The 20,139-nt window shown below is 42.2% G+C and carries 14 protein-coding genes, 2 tRNA genes and 2 rRNA genes (1 of these 18 running past the window's edge); 3 read left to right on the forward strand and 15 right to left on the reverse strand.

Annotated elements, in window-relative coordinates; all coding sequences use genetic code 11:
* The 10 genes from ACVBDU_RS21790 to ACVBDU_RS21835 all read right to left on the reverse strand — a co-directional run.
* Positions 1-553 (reverse strand): 23S ribosomal RNA (locus tag ACVBDU_RS21790) (it extends 2,278 nt beyond the left edge of the window).
* A gap of 341 nt (positions 554-894) precedes the next feature.
* Positions 895-968, reverse strand: a tRNA-Ala gene (locus tag ACVBDU_RS21795).
* Between the two features lie 247 nt (positions 969-1,215).
* Positions 1,216-1,289 (reverse strand) — tRNA-Ile (locus ACVBDU_RS21800).
* 150 nt (positions 1,290-1,439) lie between these two features.
* A 16S ribosomal RNA gene (locus ACVBDU_RS21805) occupies positions 1,440-2,957 on the reverse strand.
* Together the 16S and 23S rRNA genes with 2 tRNA genes alongside form the textbook arrangement of a ribosomal RNA operon.
* A 552-nt stretch (positions 2,958-3,509) precedes the next feature.
* Complete coding sequence (locus tag ACVBDU_RS21810) at positions 3,510-5,462, reverse strand: putative porin (RefSeq protein ID WP_447181797.1); 1,953 nt, start codon at positions 5,460-5,462, stop codon at positions 3,510-3,512.
* A gap of 258 nt (positions 5,463-5,720) precedes the next feature.
* Positions 5,721-5,972 carry a hypothetical protein gene (locus tag ACVBDU_RS21815; RefSeq protein WP_447181798.1) on the reverse strand — a complete coding sequence of 84 codons (252 nt, stop codon included), beginning with the start codon at positions 5,970-5,972 and terminating at the stop codon, positions 5,721-5,723.
* Between the two features lie 347 nt (positions 5,973-6,319).
* Complete coding sequence (locus ACVBDU_RS21820; protein WP_447181799.1) at positions 6,320-6,496, reverse strand: hypothetical protein; 177 nt, start codon at positions 6,494-6,496, stop codon at positions 6,320-6,322.
* A 350-nt stretch (positions 6,497-6,846) separates the two neighbouring features.
* Complete coding sequence (locus ACVBDU_RS21825; RefSeq protein WP_447181800.1) at positions 6,847-8,406, reverse strand: vitamin K epoxide reductase family protein; 1,560 nt, start codon at positions 8,404-8,406, stop codon at positions 6,847-6,849.
* 268 nt (positions 8,407-8,674) lie between these two features.
* Entirely contained in the window at positions 8,675-10,123 is a 1,449-nt protein-coding gene (locus tag ACVBDU_RS21830) for a RagB/SusD family nutrient uptake outer membrane protein (RefSeq protein WP_447181801.1), read from the reverse strand.
* A gap of 15 nt (positions 10,124-10,138) precedes the next feature.
* Positions 10,139-13,207, reverse strand: coding sequence for a SusC/RagA family TonB-linked outer membrane protein (locus tag ACVBDU_RS21835; protein ID WP_447181802.1), 3,069 nt, complete (start codon positions 13,205-13,207; stop codon positions 10,139-10,141).
* Between the two features lie 207 nt (positions 13,208-13,414).
* On the opposite strand from ACVBDU_RS21835, the gene rnhB reads away from it, so the two are divergent.
* Positions 13,415-14,011, forward strand: a complete 597-nt coding sequence (rnhB, locus tag ACVBDU_RS21840; RefSeq protein ID WP_447181803.1) for a ribonuclease HII — start codon at positions 13,415-13,417, stop codon at positions 14,009-14,011.
* Between the two features lie 74 nt (positions 14,012-14,085).
* Here the strand turns inward: rnhB and ACVBDU_RS21845 are convergent, their stop codons facing one another.
* The 3 genes from ACVBDU_RS21845 to ACVBDU_RS21855 all read right to left on the reverse strand — a co-directional run bounded on the left by ACVBDU_RS21845 (position 14,086) and on the right by ACVBDU_RS21855 (position 17,594).
* Complete coding sequence (locus ACVBDU_RS21845; RefSeq protein ID WP_447181804.1) at positions 14,086-16,158, reverse strand: M13 family metallopeptidase; 2,073 nt, start codon at positions 16,156-16,158, stop codon at positions 14,086-14,088.
* 328 nt (positions 16,159-16,486) lie between these two features.
* On the reverse strand, positions 16,487-16,987 hold the full coding sequence (locus ACVBDU_RS21850) for a nuclear transport factor 2 family protein (RefSeq protein WP_447181805.1): 501 nt from the start codon (positions 16,985-16,987) through the stop codon (positions 16,487-16,489).
* A gap of 16 nt (positions 16,988-17,003) precedes the next feature.
* Positions 17,004-17,594, reverse strand: a complete 591-nt coding sequence (locus ACVBDU_RS21855; RefSeq protein WP_447181806.1) for a hypothetical protein — start codon at positions 17,592-17,594, stop codon at positions 17,004-17,006.
* Between the two features lie 129 nt (positions 17,595-17,723).
* Here ACVBDU_RS21855 and ACVBDU_RS21860 point away from each other — a divergent pair, with 129 nt between their 5' ends.
* Together ACVBDU_RS21860 and ACVBDU_RS21865 are read left to right on the forward strand one after the other, a co-directional pair.
* Positions 17,724-18,671, forward strand: coding sequence for an NAD-dependent epimerase/dehydratase family protein (locus tag ACVBDU_RS21860; RefSeq protein WP_447181807.1), 948 nt, complete (start codon positions 17,724-17,726; stop codon positions 18,669-18,671).
* Between the two features lie 43 nt (positions 18,672-18,714).
* Positions 18,715-19,137, forward strand: coding sequence for a hypothetical protein (locus ACVBDU_RS21865; RefSeq protein WP_447181808.1), 423 nt, complete (start codon positions 18,715-18,717; stop codon positions 19,135-19,137).
* A 6-nt stretch (positions 19,138-19,143) separates the two neighbouring features.
* On the opposite strand, the gene ACVBDU_RS21870 is transcribed toward ACVBDU_RS21865, so the two are convergent.
* Together ACVBDU_RS21870 and ACVBDU_RS21875 are read right to left on the reverse strand one after the other, a co-directional pair.
* Positions 19,144-19,533 carry a hypothetical protein gene (locus tag ACVBDU_RS21870; protein WP_447181809.1) on the reverse strand — a complete coding sequence of 130 codons (390 nt, stop codon included), beginning with the start codon at positions 19,531-19,533 and terminating at the stop codon, positions 19,144-19,146.
* Between the two features lie 199 nt (positions 19,534-19,732).
* Positions 19,733-20,131, reverse strand: a complete 399-nt coding sequence (locus tag ACVBDU_RS21875; RefSeq protein ID WP_447181810.1) for a GreA/GreB family elongation factor — start codon at positions 20,129-20,131, stop codon at positions 19,733-19,735.
* Positions 20,132-20,139: the final 8 nt, after the last annotated feature.

Consider the following 20,139-nt stretch of genomic DNA (forward strand, 5'->3'; position numbering starts at 1 on the left):
GTATGGTTTCAGGATCTATTTCACTCCCTTATTCAGGGTTCTTTTCACCTTTCCCTCACGGTACTGGTTCACTATCGGTCTCTCAGGAGTATTTAGCCTTAGCGGATGGTCCCGCCAGATTCACACAGGGTTTCACGTGCCCCGCGCTACTCAGGATACTGCTATGATTTATACAACCTTACCTATACGGGACTATCACCCTCTACGGTACCTCTTTCCAAAGGTTTCTAATTCAGCGTACAATCAATATCGCAGTCCTACTACCCCATAATTGCCGTAACAACTATGGTTTGGGCTGCTCCGCGTTCGCTCGCCACTACTTACGGAATCACTCTTGTTTTCTTCTCCTACGGGTACTTAGATGTTTCAGTTCCCCGCGTTCGCCTCCCGATAAATATCGGGATACTATACCTTCAGTATAGTGGGTTGCCCCATTCGGATATCTGCGGATCAATTCGTATGTGCCGATCCCCGCAGCTTTTCGCAGCTTATCACGTCCTTCTTCGCCTCTGAGAGCCTAGGCATTCCCCATACGCCCTTACATAACTTATAATACCTTTAATCAGATATGAGAAGACAGATATTAGACCTTAGAATATATTAAATACTCCTATACTCCTAATCCCTACACTCTCAAATCCAAATTCTAATTTGCTCTTTTACTTTAATTCTATCTACAAGATTTTCATCTTGCTCGTATTTGCTTTATCTCAATATGTCAATGAACTTTTCGGCAAGTCGTCACAGATAAGTGTTTGCACTTATGCTGCTTCGACCTTTGGCCTCGTGGAGAATATCGGAGTCGAACCGATGACCTTCCCGACTGCATGTCGGGACGATCCAGCCCCTAATGGCTGATTTCCTTCAATCTTATATGAACTTTCATCTCTTATGTGGAGAATATCGGAGTCGAACCGATGACCTCCTGCGTGCAAGGCAGGCGCTCTAGCCAGCTGAGCTAATTCCCCTCTTGAATCCCGAATGTCGAACTCAGAATCTTGAATGTAGAATTCTCAACTTCCAGAATTTCCTAACAATATATAATCTATGAACTTTCTTTACCGCGCTAAAAAAACGTGGCACCGATACGCAGTCCTACTTCTAACTTCCTACTTCTATCTCCGTACCGCTAATTTCCCGTAGTCTCGGGCAGGCTCCCTTCGATATCCCGATAACTATCGGGACCAGGATAAACCTCTCTCCTCCCTCGACTTGTAGTCTCGGGCAGGCTCGAACTGCCGACCTCTACATTATCAGTGTAGCGCTCTAACCAGCTGAGCTACGAGACTGTCTCTAAAATTACAAGTCTCCGCTACCTCTTACAGACTTTTTCAACCTGTAACTTGCAACATGCAACCTGCAATTGCTTTTTTTTATTGACAGCATAAGCAAAATTATTCCTTTCAAATTCGCTCGTATCGAACATCCCGTTTCTCTAGAAAGGAGGTGTTCCAGCCGCACCTTCCGGTACGGCTACCTTGTTACGACTTAGCCCCAGTTACCAGTTTTACCCTAGGCAGCTCCTTGCGGTCACCGACTTCAGGTACCCCCAGCTTCCATGGCTTGACGGGCGGTGTGTACAAGGCCCGGGAACGTATTCACCGGATCATGGCTGATATCCGATTACTAGCGATTCCAGCTTCACGGAGTCGAGTTGCAGACTCCGATCCGAACTGTGATCGGTTTTATAGATTCGCGCCTGGTCACCCAGTGGCTGCTCTCTGTACCGACCATTGTAGCACGTGTGTAGCCCAAGACGTAAGGGCCGTGATGATTTGACGTCATCCCCACCTTCCTCACGGTTTGCACCGGCAGTCTGGTTAGAGTCCCCGACATTACTCGCTGGTAACTAACCACAGGGGTTGCGCTCGTTATAGGACTTAACCTGACACCTCACGGCACGAGCTGACGACAACCATGCAGCACCTTGTGAATTGTCCGAAGAAATAACTGTTTCCAATTACGTCAATCCACATTTAAGCCTTGGTAAGGTTCCTCGCGTATCATCGAATTAAACCACATGCTCCACCGCTTGTGCGGGCCCCCGTCAATTCCTTTGAGTTTCATTCTTGCGAACGTACTCCCCAGGTGGGATACTTATCACTTTCGCTTAGCCACTGATCCTTGCGAACCAACAGCTAGTATCCATCGTTTACGGCGTGGACTACCAGGGTATCTAATCCTGTTCGCTACCCACGCTTTCGTCCATCAGCGTCAATGATGTGTTAGTGACCTGCCTTCGCAATCGGTATTCTATGTAATATCTATGCATTTCACCGCTACACTACATATTCTAATCACTTCACACATATTCAAGACCGCCAGTATCAAAGGCAATTTTACCGTTAAGCGGCAAACTTTCACCCCTGACTTAACAGCCCGCCTACGGACCCTTTAAACCCAATGATTCCGGATAACGCTTGCACCCTCCGTATTACCGCGGCTGCTGGCACGGAGTTAGCCGGTGCTTATTCCTACGATACCGTCATCAAGGTACGCGTACCTCTTATTCTTCTCGTAGAAAAGCAGTTTACAACCCATAGGGCAGTCTTCCTGCACGCGGCATGGCTGGATCAGTCTCCCGACCATTGTCCAATATTCCTCACTGCTGCCTCCCGTAGGAGTCTGGTCCGTGTCTCAGTACCAGTGTGGGGGATCTCCCTCTCAGGACCCCTACCCATCGTTGCCTTGGTATGCCGTTACCATACCAACTAGCTAATGGGACGCATGCTCATCTTATGCCGCCTCAACTTTAAGATAAAATAGATGCCTATTCTATATACCATGGGGCATTAATCCAAATTTCTTCGGGCTATTCCCCTGCATAAGGTAGATTGCATACGCGTTACGCACCCGTGCGCCGGTCTCTAAGGAGCAAGCTCCTTATACCCCTCGACTTGCATGTGTTAGGCCTGCCGCTAGCGTTCATCCTGAGCCAGGATCAAACTCTTCATCGTTTATTCTTAAATATCTATTTAGAACATCCGATACATAAAGCATTTCCTACTCAAAATAATTTTGCTTAAATCTTCCTAATGATCAAAACTTACTCTCGTAAATTTTATCCTTAGTGCTGTCAACAATATTTCAAGGAACTTTCCTAAATTCTTCTTATCTTTTCGCTCTCTAATAAAGCGGCTGCAAAAGTAAAACGTTTTTTTAAACTCACCAACTTTTTTGCCTACTTTTTTTAAAGAACTTTCCGCTTCATCCCTCATCATCTCTCCTGTTCAAAGCGGCTGCAAAAGTAATCCGTTTTTTCAAACACACAAACTTTTTACAACATTTTTTAAAAGAACTTTTTCTCGCTTTTCAACTACCAAATCATCTCCCTCAAAGCGGGTGCAAATATAAAACCACTTCCCTGCCAAATCCAAATATTTTTAAACCTTTTTAGCCCTTTTTTACATCTATATTGAAGATGAATTAGTTAGGAAACAAAAACAGGTATGAAATTCCCGGATCCTTTTAATTTTTACCTTTTCAGGTTTAAGAGACTGTCTAGAAATCTACCTGAAGAAATTCCAAACCAACCCGAAACGCACTATAAAATCACGATAAGGGTAATTCGGGGCGGAATAATAATTATACCCGGTCAACGAAGAATTGAAGTGTTCCGCCTTAAAATATATACGGGTTTGCCTTACCCGGGCGTTGACAAAAAAGTCCAATAATGGAAAACCTCCTATTTTTTCCCGGGTTTGTGTGTAAAATTCGCCTAACAACGGATTGAATCCATCGGCATAATATTCGGTAAAATATTTGAAGGTGACTCCCGTTTGCAGGAACATCGCCTTTTTAAATACGTGGTTAGAGTAGTATAAGGTATTCCTGGTAATGAGCTCGGGGGTATTCATCACCAAATCATCCTGTGTTACATTTTGATACATTATAGTATTGCGCAAGGCAAATTTCCCGAACCGGAACTCATTTTCTCCCTTAATTTTAAGATAATTTACGGTGCCGCTATATTGTGCAGGTCGCGAAAGCACCAAATTGGGCTGCTCTCCGGCATCGGCAGTTTCATAAAAATAGGTGTAATTATCTATGGTGGAATAACTGGCCGTAACACTTCCCCACTTCTTCGACTTCAGGGTTCCCCCGAGAGTATATACTTTTTCGGTACCAAAATCATCATCGTTCTGCCAATTGTAGTTTTGATACTGGCTCATATAGAGCAGAAAATTGAAATTAGGCATACGCGCTACGGAAGAGATAAATCCGGAGAGCTTCAGATCGTCATTAATATCGTATGAGGCACTTCCGTTAAAGATATTACCACTCAGGTTTCCTACCATATTTACTTCCAGATCCGCATTCAGATTAACTCTTCCTATGGTCTTTGTCCATTCTCCCCCTATGGCAATTTCATTTCCCTTCAACTGATTCCCTATGATACCATCTTCGGTGTAAAGTATGGTTTTAAAGTAATAATTATAATTGTACAGACTTGCTTTGAATTTCAGATCTCCAAATATCCTGTCTCCGTAATTAAGACTCAGGCGATTATACATGGTCTTTAACCTCGCCCTGTCCTCAATATCGGATGTTTGGTAAGCATCTCCGAAATAATTCTCTTTAACGGAATTCTGAAGGAACTTATAAAATTTTGTTTCATACTGAAACTCATGTCCGAATGACAATTTGGAGAAAGCCTGTCCCGGACGTACTAAAAAATATTCCTGGTCCAGAAAGTAACGTTTACCTATCAGAAGATTTTCCGCATCCTCAAAAAAAACGGCCATACGGGCACGATCCGAAAACTCAGGGTCACCGGTCTCAAATTGCCCCCTGTTAGAGATACCTCCGTTCTCCTGGTTCAGAATATCCTGAGAGGTGAAATGCGCCCTCATTCTGTATTTTTCATTCTCTGTGGTATAATTGGCCGTAAGACGAAAATTCCCGGTACTCGACAGTGTATGTTGATACTTTCCTAAAGAACGCAAACCTTTATAGGCAATGGAAAGGTTAAATCGCCTGGATGTATTCATCGTAATAAAAGCATCTAGCAATTGCCCCTGTTCCATTGTGGTTTTGAAAAACAGGTCGGTAGTAGGTGTAGGCACACTATAATAGCTTATGTCTTCGGCCTCCATATAATTAAAATGCTTGGAACGGGCACCGAGTTGCGGATACAAACCGGTTGTCCTGAAATTACGCACCAGGGAATTATAAGTCTGCCCAACATTGGAAAAAGGGAGGAGTTCGAAATTATCTTTTCTCAGATAGTTGTACATGTACTCCTTCTGAAGAGTCAATGAAGTATCCAGATATGTGGTATCTCTTCTGTATGAAATGATTTTGTAGTCCGTTATAGATGGTAAGGTATCCCCCGGAGATTTTGGTTTTGATCTCAGCGAACGGGAAACGGTATCCTTTTCTCTCCCGGGAGTGCTTTCTTCCTGTCCTCTAACCACCAGGCTGAAAAGCATCAGGATATATACAAAAAAAATATGCTTCATTGAAAACGGGTTCCTTAATGTACAGAATAACGCCTGTTTAACCATGTTCTTGTATTGCACCAGAGAAACTATAGCCGCGCATAAGGACAAAGGTAAATTTTTTGGCAGAATAAGGAAGTGATTTAAGAAACTAAAAAAAGGTTAAACCGGATCCCGGATTTCCGGAAACAAAAAGCCGCCGTAAATTTTATTCCGGTGGCTTTTTTTAAATGAGTTCAATTGTATTCCCGGAAGAACCCGGGGCTTCCCACTATCCGACTAAGGATACACACATCCACACCCCGTTTCTCCGGGTTGGCAGATCCGAATCGGTTCGTTGCATCCGGGGCCTCCGGGACCTCCGGTATCATCGCACTCGCATATACCGTTAACACAGGTAGATCCGGCAGGACAACTGCCATCGGCTGCACAGAAAGAAGCATTACATCCCCCTGAAGCTCCCAAAATCCTTTTTTGATTTTCTTTACTGACTTCCCGGATACCTTCCAGGTTTAAAATATTTTTCAACATAATATTACTATTTTTAGTAAGATCTTTTTTAAAAGAATCACTCAGCGCCCGTTCCACATGCATCTACATGGATAAGGCAATCCGTTCTGCCACAGGGTGACCCTTGTAAAGGTTCCAGACAACATCCACTATACCCGTTCCAGGTATACGGATAGGTTCCGTCAGGGCAAAGTGTTCCACCAGATCCCTTTATAAATCTTTGTTGGTCCCGGTCAATTTCCCGGACTCCGTTTAATTGTAAAAGTTGTTTCAACATAATTATTCATTTTAGGTTAAACATAAAATATGGATTGATAATTCGAATACATAAAATGAAGACTTAAGAACTTCATTTCCCCAAATAACTATTAAGCACAAGGAGAGTCCATAGGGAGACGACATAACGGATCGCCCCATTCTCCTCCACAAATAAGACATTGTTCTTCGGTATTAGGCCAGATGGAAGTTCCTTTACCGGCTATGGATCTTTGCTCACTGGTGCCCAACATTCCCCAAGAATGGGAATTCAGAAGTTTTTTTAACATAAGTAGTGTTTTTAAGTTTCATAAAAAGCTTATGGTATACATGTATTTTTTCGGGGAGATCGTATAAAATAAACTATGCGCCAGAACATGCCGGATGTGTTGGCAACACACACATGCCTCTACAACAAACATGATTCGGAACCTCACAATAAAAAGAATCGGGCTCTTCACATAGGTTCCCTCCTCCTCTTCCTATGATTTTCAATTGTTCCTCACGATTCAGCACGCTGAAGGTTTTAATGTCCAGGATTTTCATAGTGTTCTTGTCTGTTTTAAAAGAAATAAAATTTTCGTCTTTTTAAAGATACGATTTTTTTCCTTTTACGCCTATCATTCAACTACATAAACTCTCAATGATCGCCTTCAAGAAAGAATTTCAAATCCTTAATTGCAAAATCTGCCGGATATATACAGCCATGAAAGACAGTAGCCGGAGTATAATTTATCTTGTTTTCCTTACACCAGTGATAATGTCTGTAGACCTGTTGCCTGTACTTATAAACATCTTCATTGCTCACTTTCCCATATTTATCCTGCCATTCCTTAAGATCAAAGCCCGACATATACCACTCATTCAATGCTATTAATACCTTTTGCCTTTCGTTCTTTTCATACATTTCCAAAACCCTGTAACATATGTCCAGGTATGGGTTTTTGTCATTTTCCGGATTCACATTAAAAAGTACAGCGCACTCCAGGCCCTTCGGGGATTCCCGGATCAGGTCCAGGTAGTTGAGAAATGCACTTTTACAATGTATGCAGGAAGGACTCAGTATTCCATATATAACTTCACCTGTATTTTCTTCTCCCAGCTTTAAGACCTCTAAACTCTCCAATGAAGCCTGATCTACTTTATCTCCGTCTTCCAGAACCGCCCGAAATACTTTTCTGTTCCTTTTGAATTTTAAGAACTCGACTTCCACATTTTCCAGCTCTCTTAATTTAACCAATTTTTCTTTGCTCCATATCCATCCCAATGCAGTCAACGCCAATGTTAAAATAAGGAAGGATAAGGAAGCAACATCGAATGTATAATAAGAGGAAAGCAAAAGTACTCCCAACTGTACGTATAACAGCAGGCTAATTCCCAGACAAAGCATACACCATTTTTTAATTACGACAGCCTGGTAATAGATCGAGTATAATGAAAACAGAACTCCTCCCAAGACGATGAAAAAGGTCCATACAGAAGTAAAACTCTCAGGAACAGCAAGAGAGGTAAGGACAAAAGAGACAAAATATATCAAACACAAATCGCTTAACGTAACAGAACCCAATATTTTTGCCGCGCGCGAAGACAATACTTCTTCACAGCTTGTCTTGTTCCCGGCATTACATATTTTATGTACTGTTCCGGAAAAAAATCCGAGTGTTTCCCTTATGGCGAGTATACTAATAAAAACACCCATTCCGCTTATCAACAGAAATGCTATTGCCGGTAGTGTGTAATTACCGGTCATTAATCGCAGTATTACCGCAAACAGGGCGGTAAAAAGAAAAACATAAGACAAGCCGGAAACAGAAAGCCTGAATCTGCTCCCTTTAATTTCATTGGGTTCAACAGCCAGGATTATTCCGGACCACAATTCCAGAAACTCATCTACTCCTATTTCCTCTTTATTCTTTTCCTCATAAATCCTGATTTTATCCCCGGATTTCCGGGCATAAACTATATTCTGATCCCCATCTTCACCGGTAACGGCTATAAAACTTTCCGGAAGTTGATGGAGTTCTTCTTTCGGAACCCTGACCACCACATTCTCTATTTTCCAATAATGCAAGGAATCCGAAATAGCATACAGGCTGGGATAATCCGGATGAGAGGTCAGTTGTTTCGTAAATTCATCAAAAGTTACCTGGTAGTTATTGTCCCGGATAAAACGGAAGATGTGGTGGAAGGTTTGCTTCATGTTTTGGTAAAGATCGTTTTTGAAAAACACAGTGAGAATAAAAAAGAAAATTACCTCTTTTCTACCAAAAAACAAAATAGCAAAAAATATCATGAGATCAGCATCCTTATCGCTTTTTTTAGGAAATTAATGGGCTGACCGCTCACATAACTTAAAAATGAAAAAGTCCGTATACGGATTACCAGTTAATGGTCTCTATGTTTCAAAAGCAAGAAAGCCCTGTTTCTTACGAAACAGGGCTTTCTTGCTTTTAAATTTTTAACATCTATTAGTATCCAGGATTCTGTACCAAGTTAGGATTTCTTGCCAACATTTGTTGAAAGAATGGTAATTGCCACCTAAAGTTACCTGCTTCAAGCAATAATGCAGCTGAGGGAGTCCCACTTCCATCGATTAACTCACCTGTGGATTCTCTTACTACATCATCTCCCCATCTTTTTAAATCAAAAAATCTCTGATACTCAAAAGCGAACTCAAGACGCCTCTCCAACTTAATTGCATCAAGTAGGTTTTCCCCAGATTCTCCTCCCGTATAAGTATTATATCTCTCATCCCTTAATTCATCGAGAGTACTTAAGGCTTCTGCCTCCATCCCCAAGAAAAACTGAGCCTCAGCTTTATTCAGTAATGCCTCCTCAGACCTCAAGAGTTTATAATTGACAATTCCATTGAACTGATTTGGTTTTCCAAACAATTTCTTTATTCCATTGTATGTCTGTCCCCCTCCGGATACTGTATGGATATAAGCCTCTTTTCTTATGTCGTCAGAAGCAAACTTATTCACAAACTCTAAAGTAACTGCATACTCTGGTACAATTCCATCTGTAGGACCTTGTCCCCAAGTAACTCCGATTTGATTATTAAGTTCTCCTGCACCCGGTAAGTTGGGAATATAAAAGATAAGCCCGGAATCACTCTCATCTGTCCATACTTCTTTAACATCATCTCTGGAAGCTATCGGTGTCGTTACTTCATTCGCATAATCAATAGATTTCTGGTAATTTTCATTTCCTCCCATATAAAGGTATACCCGTGACAACAATAATGCTATGGTTTCCTTATTAAACCTTCCTATTCCATTATCCGAATCTATATCATCATATGCCTCCAAAAGATCTGTCAAAATCTCGTTATAAGTCTCGGAAACAGTTAACCTTGCAGGAGTAATCCGAGGATCTGCTTCTTTAACATAACCTACGCCAAGAGACGCATTCGCATCCGAAGATTGTGTTGGTATTTTCCCATAGACCCTTACTAAATCAAAATGGGCAAATGCTCTCAAAGCCAATGCTTCTGCCCGGATATTTGCTCTGGATTCCCCTTGAAAATCGTTTGCTTCCAAATAATATAAAACCTGATTTGCTGAGTAGACAACATTATACGCATCATTATACAAAAAAGTAATAATCGCCCCCTGATTGTACGTATACTCGTGAAGGTTTCGTTTAGTAAACCTCCCTCTTTGAGTCATTATAACATTATCGGAAAGAACATCCGGAATAGACAACATTGATCCTTGATCTGCACTTCCATAATACCCCGCTAATGTCAGGGCATAATACGCTCCTCTAATACCATTCTCAAAATCGGATGCCGTAATAAAGGCATTATCCGTCTGAAGAGAATCATACGGCAATTGGTCCAATTCACTATCACAGGATCCTAGCAGAAGTATTGAAAACGCCAGAAGCCATAAGTTTACTATATAGTTTTTCATCATTTATTTTTTTAATTATAAACTAATATCAATTCCAAAAGTATACATTCTCCTTTGCGGATAACTATAAAGAGTCACCTCTCCTGGTGCTACTGTATTTTCATAACTAACGCTCTCCCCGGATGAAATACCTACCTCAGGATCTCCGAAAAAGTTAGTGAATGTTAGTAAATTTTGTCCCTGTACATAAAACCTAACCGACTTGAAGGGAGTTCTTTCAAGCACATTTTCACTAAGATTATAGGATAAAGTAATATTCCGCATACGAATGTAATCTCCTTTTTGTAACCACCTATCCGAAGTTTGTCTGGCTTCAGCAGCATACAAAGGACTGGGATTAACATTGGTATCTCCTGGTTGCTTCCAATAATTAAACGCCTCTTCAGCCTGATTAACTCTCGGAGTGAATCCATCATTCACCAGGTTAGCTCTAACCTGATTATAAATATAGTTTCCCGATCTATAAACAAAATCCGCTCTTAGACCAAAACCTTTATAATTAAAATCGGTATAAAATCCTCCCTCGAAATCTGCTATGGTAGACTTACCGGTCATGACACGATTATCTCCTTCAGGCATATCCTCCCAATAATAAGTATTACCGTCAGCACCATAATATAGGGGACGACCATTATCCGAATCTACCCCGGCATATCTTATCAGATAAAATTCATTAATAGGGCTTCCTTCCTTCCAGTTAATATAAAAAGCATCCGTCGGTTCAATATCATTACTTTCACCCGGTGTTTCTGCTTCAGGCAACCTGACTATCTTATTATCCAAAAAAGAAATATTTGCCCCTATCGCCCAACGCATGTCATTTTTTCTAATTATATCTCCCGACAGATCAATCTCAAGACCACTGTTTTGTATCTCCCCTACATTACTATTAATAAATTGTAAACCACTTTCGTATGGTGTAGGCACTCTGAACAGAAGATTATCTGTAGTTTTTTTATAGTAATCTATTGCCCCTTTTAATCTATAGTTGAATAAACTAAATTCCATACCTATATCGCTCATTGCCGAAGATTCCCATTGCAGATCAGGATTTCCTATATTATCAGGTCTCGTAGCCTGTCCACCGGGATAACCGGATTCATATGAAACCGTATTCTGGTTAGCATATCTTCCGATATTCCTATTTCCCGTGGTACCATAGGATACCCTGAGTTTTAAATCATTAATAGCATCTACATTAAAAAAGTCTTCTTTAGCAATATTCCAAGCTCCACTGACGGAATAGAAAAGTCCCCATTGCTTATCCTGACCAAAGTTAGAAGAACCATCATAACGAAGTGATCCTCCTACTATGTATTTTTGTTTGTAATCATAGTTTGCAAATAACCCATAAGAAACTAAAGCCAATCTGTTTCTTTCCGTATAAGCATCATTAATTCTCCCAGCATTGGATACTGTAGATAATTCTGCTGAAGGGTAACCCGCTGAACTCATAAAGCCCCGGTTAAATTCGTTGAAGTTAAATTCATATAACCCGGAAGCCTCTAAATCGTGATCTTCCGTTTGCAATCTATAGGTTAGTAAATTTGACAATGTATAATCAACACGGCGAGTATTTCTATCGGTTTTGCTCCCAGGGAATTCAGAATCTCCAATAAGCTGGTCAAGCCTATTTCCCGGCAACATTTGCGTCTCACGAACTTCATTCTGACTATTAACCGCTCCACTAAAACGATAGTTCCAGTTATCATTAAACTTAATATTAGCTGCAAGATTGGCCAATGTTATATTATTGACAACCATTTCCAGGTTAGTCTGTACATATTCAATAGGATTTAATGATGTACTAGTCCAATTCCATTGCGGGTTCCCATTAGCATCCAAAACTACATTCCCATCGGCATCAAGCTGATACATAGTTTCGTATCCGTTTATATCATAGGCTGCTCTAAAAGGATTTTGTGCATTATTCCTGTCTCTGGTTGCATCAGCTAAACTCCTTGAATGACCTACTCCAACACTAATATCCAACCAATCATTAGCCTGAAACTTAGTATTTGCACGGGCATTTGTACGTTCAAAACCAAATACATGATCTAATATCCCCGTGTCTCTATCGTGACTTAAGGAAACGAAATAATCTACTTTTTCTTCACCTCCGGAAATAGAGATATTATTAGATTGTACAATTCCCTGCCTTAAAACTTCATCTCTCCAATCTATTCCATTTGCTATTAATCTAGCCCTTTCTTGTGGAGTTGCTGTATAACCCGGTAAACTTTGTGCTGCCGTTACTCCCAAGTCTCCTAATTCCTTTTCAAAATTCAACTTAGAGGTTGCATTCATTATGTCAAAATTCAATGGTATTTCGTCTGTAAAACCATATCTCGAATTCAACCTAATAGTCGCATCCTGGTTTTTTCTTCCGCTTTTAGTAGTAATAATAACTACCCCGTTGGCTCCCCTGGACCCATAAACCGCAGTTGTTGCCGCGTCTTTTAGTATCTTCACAGACTCTATATCATTACCAGAAATGGCATTTAACTGGTCTTCTCTCAATGGAGCACCATCCACTATATATAAAGGATCCGCCCCTCCCTGAGTTAAGGAACCTTGCCCCCTAATCCTCACAAAAGCATTTTGTCCTGGTTTACCATTAGCTCCTATTACAGACACCCCCGGAGCCTTACCCTGCAACATATTATCTACGTTTGTGGTTGGCACCATCCGTTCAATTTCCTCACTACTAACCGTGGAGACGGCCGACGCAAGCTGTTCCTGCCTTTTAAAAGAGTACCCCGTAACTACCACCTCTTCCAAAGCTTGAGTGTCTTCTGTCATTTCCACATTAATAACCATTCCGCTACCTACAGTTTTTCTGGTAGCAGTCATACCTATATAGGTAAATACCAACACCTGTCCTTGGTTGACGGTAATACTATAGTTCCCGTCAAAATCAGTCTGGGTACCTGTATTACTACCGTCAACCACAATATTCACACCGGGCAATGGCATTCCTGTCTCATCAGTAACCTTACCCGTGATTGTTTTCTCCTGTGCAAAGGAGACATGTACGACGAACGCTAATAAAAGCGTCAAAATCTGAGTAATTTTTGATCTCATATTACATATATTTGATTTAGCTTAATAGCAAATATCTTAAAATATATTTAAAAATAACAAAAAATTAACAAAACTGAGTCTTGATTTTTTTAAGACTTAATTGTCACAAATTAAAAAGGAACTTTCTTATTTCCACTATAACACTGAACCTCAGAATAATGAAAAAAAATTAAGATTTTCATTGTTCAGAAATAAAATCCAAATTATATGTTAAACAAATATCTACATAAAATACTCGAGGCCGGGACGGATGAGGCAGGACGAGGATGCCTTGCGGGGCCGGTAACAGCTGCAGCAGTGATATTACCGGAGACGTTTACTAATGATATCTTAAATGACTCCAAGCAGTTATCCATCCTTCGCAGGGACTTACTCCGGCCCGTCCTGGAGCAACAGTCATTATGCTATGGGGTCTGTCATGTATTTGAAGAGGAAATAGACGAGATCAATATTCTCAACGCTTCCATAACGGGAATGCACCGGGCTATTGCACAACTTTCGGTTGTTCCGGAATTTATTCTTGTAGACGGCAACCGTTTTAAACCTTACGGAAAAATTCCGCATGAGTGTATTATTAAAGGAGATAGCAAGTATATGAGTATTGCCGCGGCGTCCGTACTGGCCAAAACCTACCGGGATGCTTATATGGATAAAATCCATGAGGAGTTTCCCATGTATAACTGGAAGAAAAACAAAGGTTACCCCACTAAAGAACACCGGGAGGCAATCCGGAAATACGGGATAACCAGGTATCACCGGAAAAGCTTTCGCCTATTGCCTGAGCAGCTCAAGCTGGACCTGTAAAACGACAAAACCCGGACTCCTTATATATGGAACCCGGGTTCTGATCTAACAATTAACACAACAAAGGTCGTGTATTACCATATTTTTACTCTTTTCTCCGGCTCCAGGTACATTCCGTCTCCTTCTTTTATATTAAATGCTTCGTAAAAAGCATCTACATTGAGAAGAGGCTGCGTAGCCCTGTATTGCGCGGGAGAGTGCGGGTCTGTTTTAATCTGGTTTTTCAATCCTTCCTCCCTTATTTTGGACCTCCATACGGTTGCCCAGGACATAAAGAAGCGTTGTTCCGGGGTATATCCGTCTATCGGTCCCGGGTTGCCATGCTCTTTCAGGTATAGCTGCAGTCCGTCATAAGCGGCATTCACACCACCGAGATCTCCTATATTTTCACCAAGTGTAAATTTACCGTTTATAAATATTTCGGGTAACACTTCTATACTGCTGTATTGCTCTGCCAGATCATTCCCAAGTCCCTGAAACTGTTCGAGATCCTTATCCGTCCACCAGTTTTCCAGGTTTCCGTCGGCATCGTATTTAGCGCCCTGATCATCAAAGCTATGGGATATCTCATGGCCGATAACTGCTCCTATTCCTCCGTAATTCACGGCCGCATCGGCAGTAAAGTTAAAGAACGGAGGTTGCAGAATGGCAGCCGGGAATACAATTTCATTATAGGAAGGATTAAAATAAGCATTCACTATCTGTGGCGCCATATACCATTCGCTCTTATCCACGGGTTTCCCCAGTTTTTCTATACTCCTTTTAAAATTCCAGTTAGAAACATTCTGCATATTCTCCATATAAGTCCCCCCGTCGTCAGCAGTTTTCACCTCGAGTTCGGAATAATCCTTCCACTTATCCGGGTACCCTATTTTTACGGTTGTCTTATTGAGCTTTTCAATGGCCTTCGCCTTGGTTTCTTCGTCCATCCAGGGCAATGACTGTATACGCGACTCATAGGCGCGGATCACATTGGCGATCATCTCTTCGGCCTGAGCTTTGGCTTCGGGCGGGAATTTCTTTTCTACGTACAATTTCCCAAGGGCTTCACCCATGGTACGGTTAATGACCTGCAAAGCTCTTTCATCACGGGGTTCCTGTTCTTTGGTTCCCTGTAATGTTTTTCCGTAGAATTCCCAGTCTGCGGTCTCTATTTCTTCCGACAATCTTCCAGCAGCACGGTTCAGGGCTGTCCATCGCAGGTATGCTTTCCAGTCTTCCAGGTTGTTTTTTGCCAGGTATCCGGGTAACTGTTTAAAGTATTTCACTTCGCTGATGATCACAGTATCCACATTAACGCCAAGCGAAGAAAGATAATCATCCCAGTTTATCACGGAAGCCATCTTTTTAAGATCGGTGACGGAAGTGGGATTGTACCTCTTTTCCGGTTTTCTGCGTTCTACTTTATCCAGTCGCGGTTCGGCCATACCGGTCTCAAAAGCCAGTATCCTTTCGGCTTCTTTATTTGCCGTTTCTTCATTGTAATCTATGAACCGGAGCATCCGGGCTATGTGTACTTTATACTTTTCCCTTTTTTCTTTGGAATCCGCATCGTCACCTACATAATAGTCTCTATCGGGCAATCCCAGGGTTCCCGCACCGAGATAAGCTACATTTTTATTACTGTCTTTGGCATCTGCCCTTACTCCTATACCAAAGAAACCTGCACCTCCGTAAGGCTCCATTTCCTGGAGATAAGCCTGAAGTTCTTCTACGGATCCAATGGCGTCTATCTTTTCCAGATATGGTTTAAGCGGCGCTACACCCTGAGCATTTCTAGAGTCCATGTCCATTATGGTCTCATAGAGATAAACGGCTTTGGCCTGGTCAGAACCGGCATCGAGAGTGGTGTCGTTTACCGCTTCCTTCAATATTCCCAGGGCATCGCCATTTGTCTTTTCCCTGAGTTCAAGAAAACTTCCCCACCGCGTTTTATCGGCCGGAATTTCCGTGGAATCCAGCCATTTGCCATTTACAAAACGGAAAAAATCATTTTTAGGCGCAACCGTGGTATCCATATATTCCAGCCTTATACCCGGAATCTTCTCCACTTCCGCCGTTTCTTCTTTCTTCTCCTGCTTACAGGAAGCAACGAGGCCTAAGGTCAAAGCCCCCAGGAGTATACGATTAGTATATGTTTTTCTCATTTATGATACTTTTTTTGATTAAGCACCAGCAAGTTAATAAAAAAACATTTTACACGCTCTTTTGTTACATTATTAACCAGGGCAAACACATTATGTATGAGAGGAGCGGTAATTGGTAATCCGCAAGCGGTAACCGTGTTATAGTTCGGGGTTGAGGAGTTAGAGGGATTATTTCTTTGTTACAGGTTACAGGTTGGGCAGGTTCCAGTTACAGGTTCAGTTTTAGGCAAAAAACAAAGCGAGGTGGCTGAGTGTCCCGGCTCTGCCGGGATGTATCGAAGCCACCGGGATTCCAGGTTGTCCTCCATTATTAACATTTTGCCTTCCTCTATCCTTTCTGCCTTAAACTATCCATCAGTTTGTCATCCGTATCTTTTTTGATCTCTATCAATTGCGGAATATCATCATTTGGCACGGCAATGGAAAGGACATAATGCCGTATTTTCCAATCCCCGTCCTGTTTAACCAGCACCCCGGAACCCCGGCATATTTTCATTTGGGTATCGAGAAGTTCATCGAACCATGCCGTTGTTTCGCCCGCTCCTACGTAAACATTCCGTTCCAGGGCAGTAAAGTTCCAGGCCTTTCCTCTCTCAAAATAAGGTCTTGCAAAGTCCCGGAATTCCTTTCCTTTCCAGTTTTCCGTAGCATCCGTCCCTATGAACACCGCATCAGAAGTCATATAACCGAAATACCTGTCGAAATCCACATCTGCCGCGGCTTTATGCCATGCATCCAGCAACGTATTTATGTCTTTTGTATCCTGGTTCTGAGCATGTACTCCGCAAACCAGGAATATCCCGGCCAGAACAATTATTAGTCTTCTCATTTTTTACTCCTGTTTTTTATTCTTTTATTCCGGTACTATCCACCTGTATACTGTCCACCCGCACACTGTCCAATCTTAAGGAATCTCTTTTCGCCAGGGGTTTATTGGACATTTCAGTGAGAAATTCATCGGTTATACTACCTCTCATCATTACATTTAATTGCCGGTCGAAGTCATTAAATGCTTCCAGTATCTTCAGTTTTTGTTTCATCAGGTACTCTTCGGGGACGGGGTCGGGGGCTTCCAGCCGGGTCTGCAACAGATAAGTTTTCACCACGCTCAGCCTGCTTCGAACCGAAGGATTATCAAATTTCTCCGGGAAATCGCCATCCGCAAGTTCCTTTTCTTTTTTCAGAAGATCATCCAATTGCAATACCACATCCCCGCCTTTCTCTTCTCTAAACTCACGTATAGCCTTATTCAATTCTACATATTGCGCCCATTCGTTTATTTCTTCTGATTTTTCTCCTTCAAACTGCCTCAATTCCGGAAGGTTTATGTGAAGCTCTGTTTTTTCTTCCTGGCCGGCATCTTTGTTTTCTTTCTTTTCTTCTTTGCATGAAACCACCATAAACACGGCAAACACCCAATAAAATTGTCTTGTCATTTTCATCGTATACGGATACATTATACGAAGATAAGGCATCCTAAAAACATATGGCGGATTTATATGCTTTTTGAAGCAAAAGTTTTTGGCTAAATAGTATCTTTGGCCTGAAACTTAATTTCGATTTTTATGACTCCGAAAATCCTGATTATAGGTGCATGCGGGCAAATAGGCTCCGAATTAACCCTGGCTCTCAGGGAATTACACGGAAGCGAACAGGTTATCGCAAGCGACATACGCGAAGGCAACGAAGAACTGATGCGATCCGGATCTTTTGAGGTTCTCGATGCCACCAACAAAAATGCCATAACCTCATGTGTACGAAAACACAAAATAACAGATGTGTACCTGATGGCGGCGATGCTTTCCGCTACGGCAGAGAAATATCCGGACAAAGCCTGGAACCTGAACATGAATTCCCTTTTTCATGTGTTAGACCTCGCCCGGGACAAGGAAATCCAAAAAGTATTCTGGCCGAGTTCGATAGCTGTCTTCGGGCCTTCCACTCCCAAACAGGACACACCGCAGCAAACGGTAATGGAACCTTCTACGGTATATGGCATCAGCAAGCTCTCCGGGGAACGCTGGTGCGAATATTACTTCAAAAATTACGGTGTGGATGTGAGGAGCATACGCTACCCGGGACTTATCAGCTGGAAAACCAGTCCCGGAGGAGGAACAACGGATTATGCCATTGAGATTTACCACAAAGCACTGCAACAAGGAACTTACGAATGCTTCCTCGGCAAAGATACCGTGCTTCCCATGATGTATATGGAAGATGCGATAAGAGCCACCATATCCATAATGCAGGCCGATCCGGAATCTATCCGTGTAAGATCGTCCTACAACCTTGCCGCCATCAGTTTTAACCCGGAGGAAATGGCAGCAACCATAAAGAAACATATTCCGGATTTCACCATCAGCTATGCGCCGGATTTCCGTCAGAAAATCGCGGATACCTGGCCGCAAAGCATCGACGATTCCAATGCCCGAAAAGACTGGGACTGGAAAGCCCGGTACGACCTTAAAACCATAACTGCGGAAATGTTATCTAATTTGCAGAGCCTGGTGTAAAAAGACTTAAGCCCTAAAAACTACTTAACCTAAACCGCCAAAAATGATAGTTAAAGAAGAGAAAAGGATCCGCCCGCTGATCGGTGTATTGCTTTTCGCCATATCTATTGTATTATTTATCACCACATGTCCCATAGGGTTGTTATACGGGCTTTTTCATACTGCCATACGCAATTCCTTAAGGGGCATTGGTGAATATGCTTTAAAAATGGCTATTTCTATAGATCAGTTGGGAAATGTAGTCATGCAGCACATTCTCAACCTGCTGCTCATAAAAAAGGGAGGATATAAATTCGGCAACCGGGACGAGACCATTTCCAGTGCCATAGGAAAGAATATCCAGCTGGACACTCTTTCCGGCTTCGGGAAATTTATAGACAAGATACTGGATTTCATCGATCCCGATCACTCCCTGAACTCCATTGACTATCATATAGAACCCAGGGAGAGGGCCTTCAAGCAATAGTAACATCTACGCTCCCCTGCCCTTCAGGAGCCGGGCAAATACCCTTGTCTTTAAAGCTTCGTATTTTCGAAGGTGCCCCGTATAAGAACTCCTGTTTTTCTCATGGTTGTTCAGGTAAAAAGCATCGCACTCCATATTATCGCATTCAAGAGCGTTCATCAGGCTGTGCTCATACCTGCAAAGTGCCGCCATGTGCAATGTATTTTCCCTGCGTATGGTATAAAGCTCGCGGGACAACTGGTCATTTCCGGGCGTCCTGCTTTCCAGCGGAATAAGATATTCTATCTCCCGGCCTATAAATTCAAGGTGTTCCAGCCAGTTACCAACCTCTACCTTGTCTTTTTTCTTTAAGATAAGCCTGTCATCTTCGTGTGTATAGAATGGTTTCGAATACATAAATATAAATTTTAAAAACTGTCGTTTATCCGAACCGCATCCCCGGGGAGCATTCCGCTTTAACTCGCTCCCTGTCACTGATACGGGGCAACAGGGACAAATACGAATTTTCCATGTTCACTCTTTGCGGCAAGAAAAGGGCTTTTCCCCGGGTAACGGTCGGTCCTGAAAACAAAAATCTTAAGATACTACAGGCATATCAGCTGTTTTTACCTTGTTCCACTTCCTCAATGGTAAGGGACCGGGGACCGGCCGGGAACTCCCACATGAGGGAGTCTCCGGCAGCATATCCCATAACAGCCGCTCCCATAGGCGTTAGTATGGAAATCTTATCCTTCTTAATATCGCTGTCATTGGGCAATACCAGTTGGAAGCGCTTCTTCCAGCCTTCTTCGGATGTTACGGAAACAAAAGAATTGAAGCGAATAACATCGCCCGGCATCTGATCCTCATCGCAGACACGCGCGGAAAGAAGTTCATCTCTCAGGTGTTTTACGGAACTTTTAAAAACGTTATCTCCGTAATATCCGGACAATTGCAGCAGTTGTTTTAACAACACATACTCTCTCTTTTCAATAATCAGGTTTTCGTATTTCATGTCATATA

The organism is Sinomicrobium endophyticum (genome assembly GCF_052983315.1).

Coding starts and splice junctions, on each gene's coding strand:
- ACVBDU_RS21810 (WP_447181797.1), bottom strand. CDS start 5,462: ATGAAGCATATTTTTTTTGTATATATCCTGATGCTTTTCAGCCTGGTG.
- ACVBDU_RS21815 (WP_447181798.1), bottom strand. CDS start 5,972: ATGTTGAAAAATATTTTAAACCTGGAAGGTATCCGGGAAGTCAGTAAA.
- ACVBDU_RS21820 (WP_447181799.1), bottom strand. CDS start 6,496: ATGTTAAAAAAACTTCTGAATTCCCATTCTTGGGGAATGTTGGGCACC.
- ACVBDU_RS21825 (WP_447181800.1), bottom strand. CDS start 8,406: ATGAAGCAAACCTTCCACCACATCTTCCGTTTTATCCGGGACAATAAC.
- ACVBDU_RS21830 (WP_447181801.1), bottom strand. CDS start 10,123: ATGAAAAACTATATAGTAAACTTATGGCTTCTGGCGTTTTCAATACTT.
- ACVBDU_RS21835 (WP_447181802.1), bottom strand. CDS start 13,207: ATGAGATCAAAAATTACTCAGATTTTGACGCTTTTATTAGCGTTCGTC.
- rnhB (WP_447181803.1), top strand. CDS start 13,415: ATGTTAAACAAATATCTACATAAAATACTCGAGGCCGGGACGGATGAG.
- ACVBDU_RS21845 (WP_447181804.1), bottom strand. CDS start 16,158: ATGAGAAAAACATATACTAATCGTATACTCCTGGGGGCTTTGACCTTA.
- ACVBDU_RS21850 (WP_447181805.1), bottom strand. CDS start 16,987: ATGAGAAGACTAATAATTGTTCTGGCCGGGATATTCCTGGTTTGCGGA.
- ACVBDU_RS21855 (WP_447181806.1), bottom strand. CDS start 17,594: ATGACAAGACAATTTTATTGGGTGTTTGCCGTGTTTATGGTGGTTTCA.
- ACVBDU_RS21860 (WP_447181807.1), top strand. CDS start 17,724: ATGACTCCGAAAATCCTGATTATAGGTGCATGCGGGCAAATAGGCTCC.
- ACVBDU_RS21865 (WP_447181808.1), top strand. CDS start 18,715: ATGATAGTTAAAGAAGAGAAAAGGATCCGCCCGCTGATCGGTGTATTG.
- ACVBDU_RS21870 (WP_447181809.1), bottom strand. CDS start 19,533: ATGTATTCGAAACCATTCTATACACACGAAGATGACAGGCTTATCTTA.
- ACVBDU_RS21875 (WP_447181810.1), bottom strand. CDS start 20,131: ATGAAATACGAAAACCTGATTATTGAAAAGAGAGAGTATGTGTTGTTA.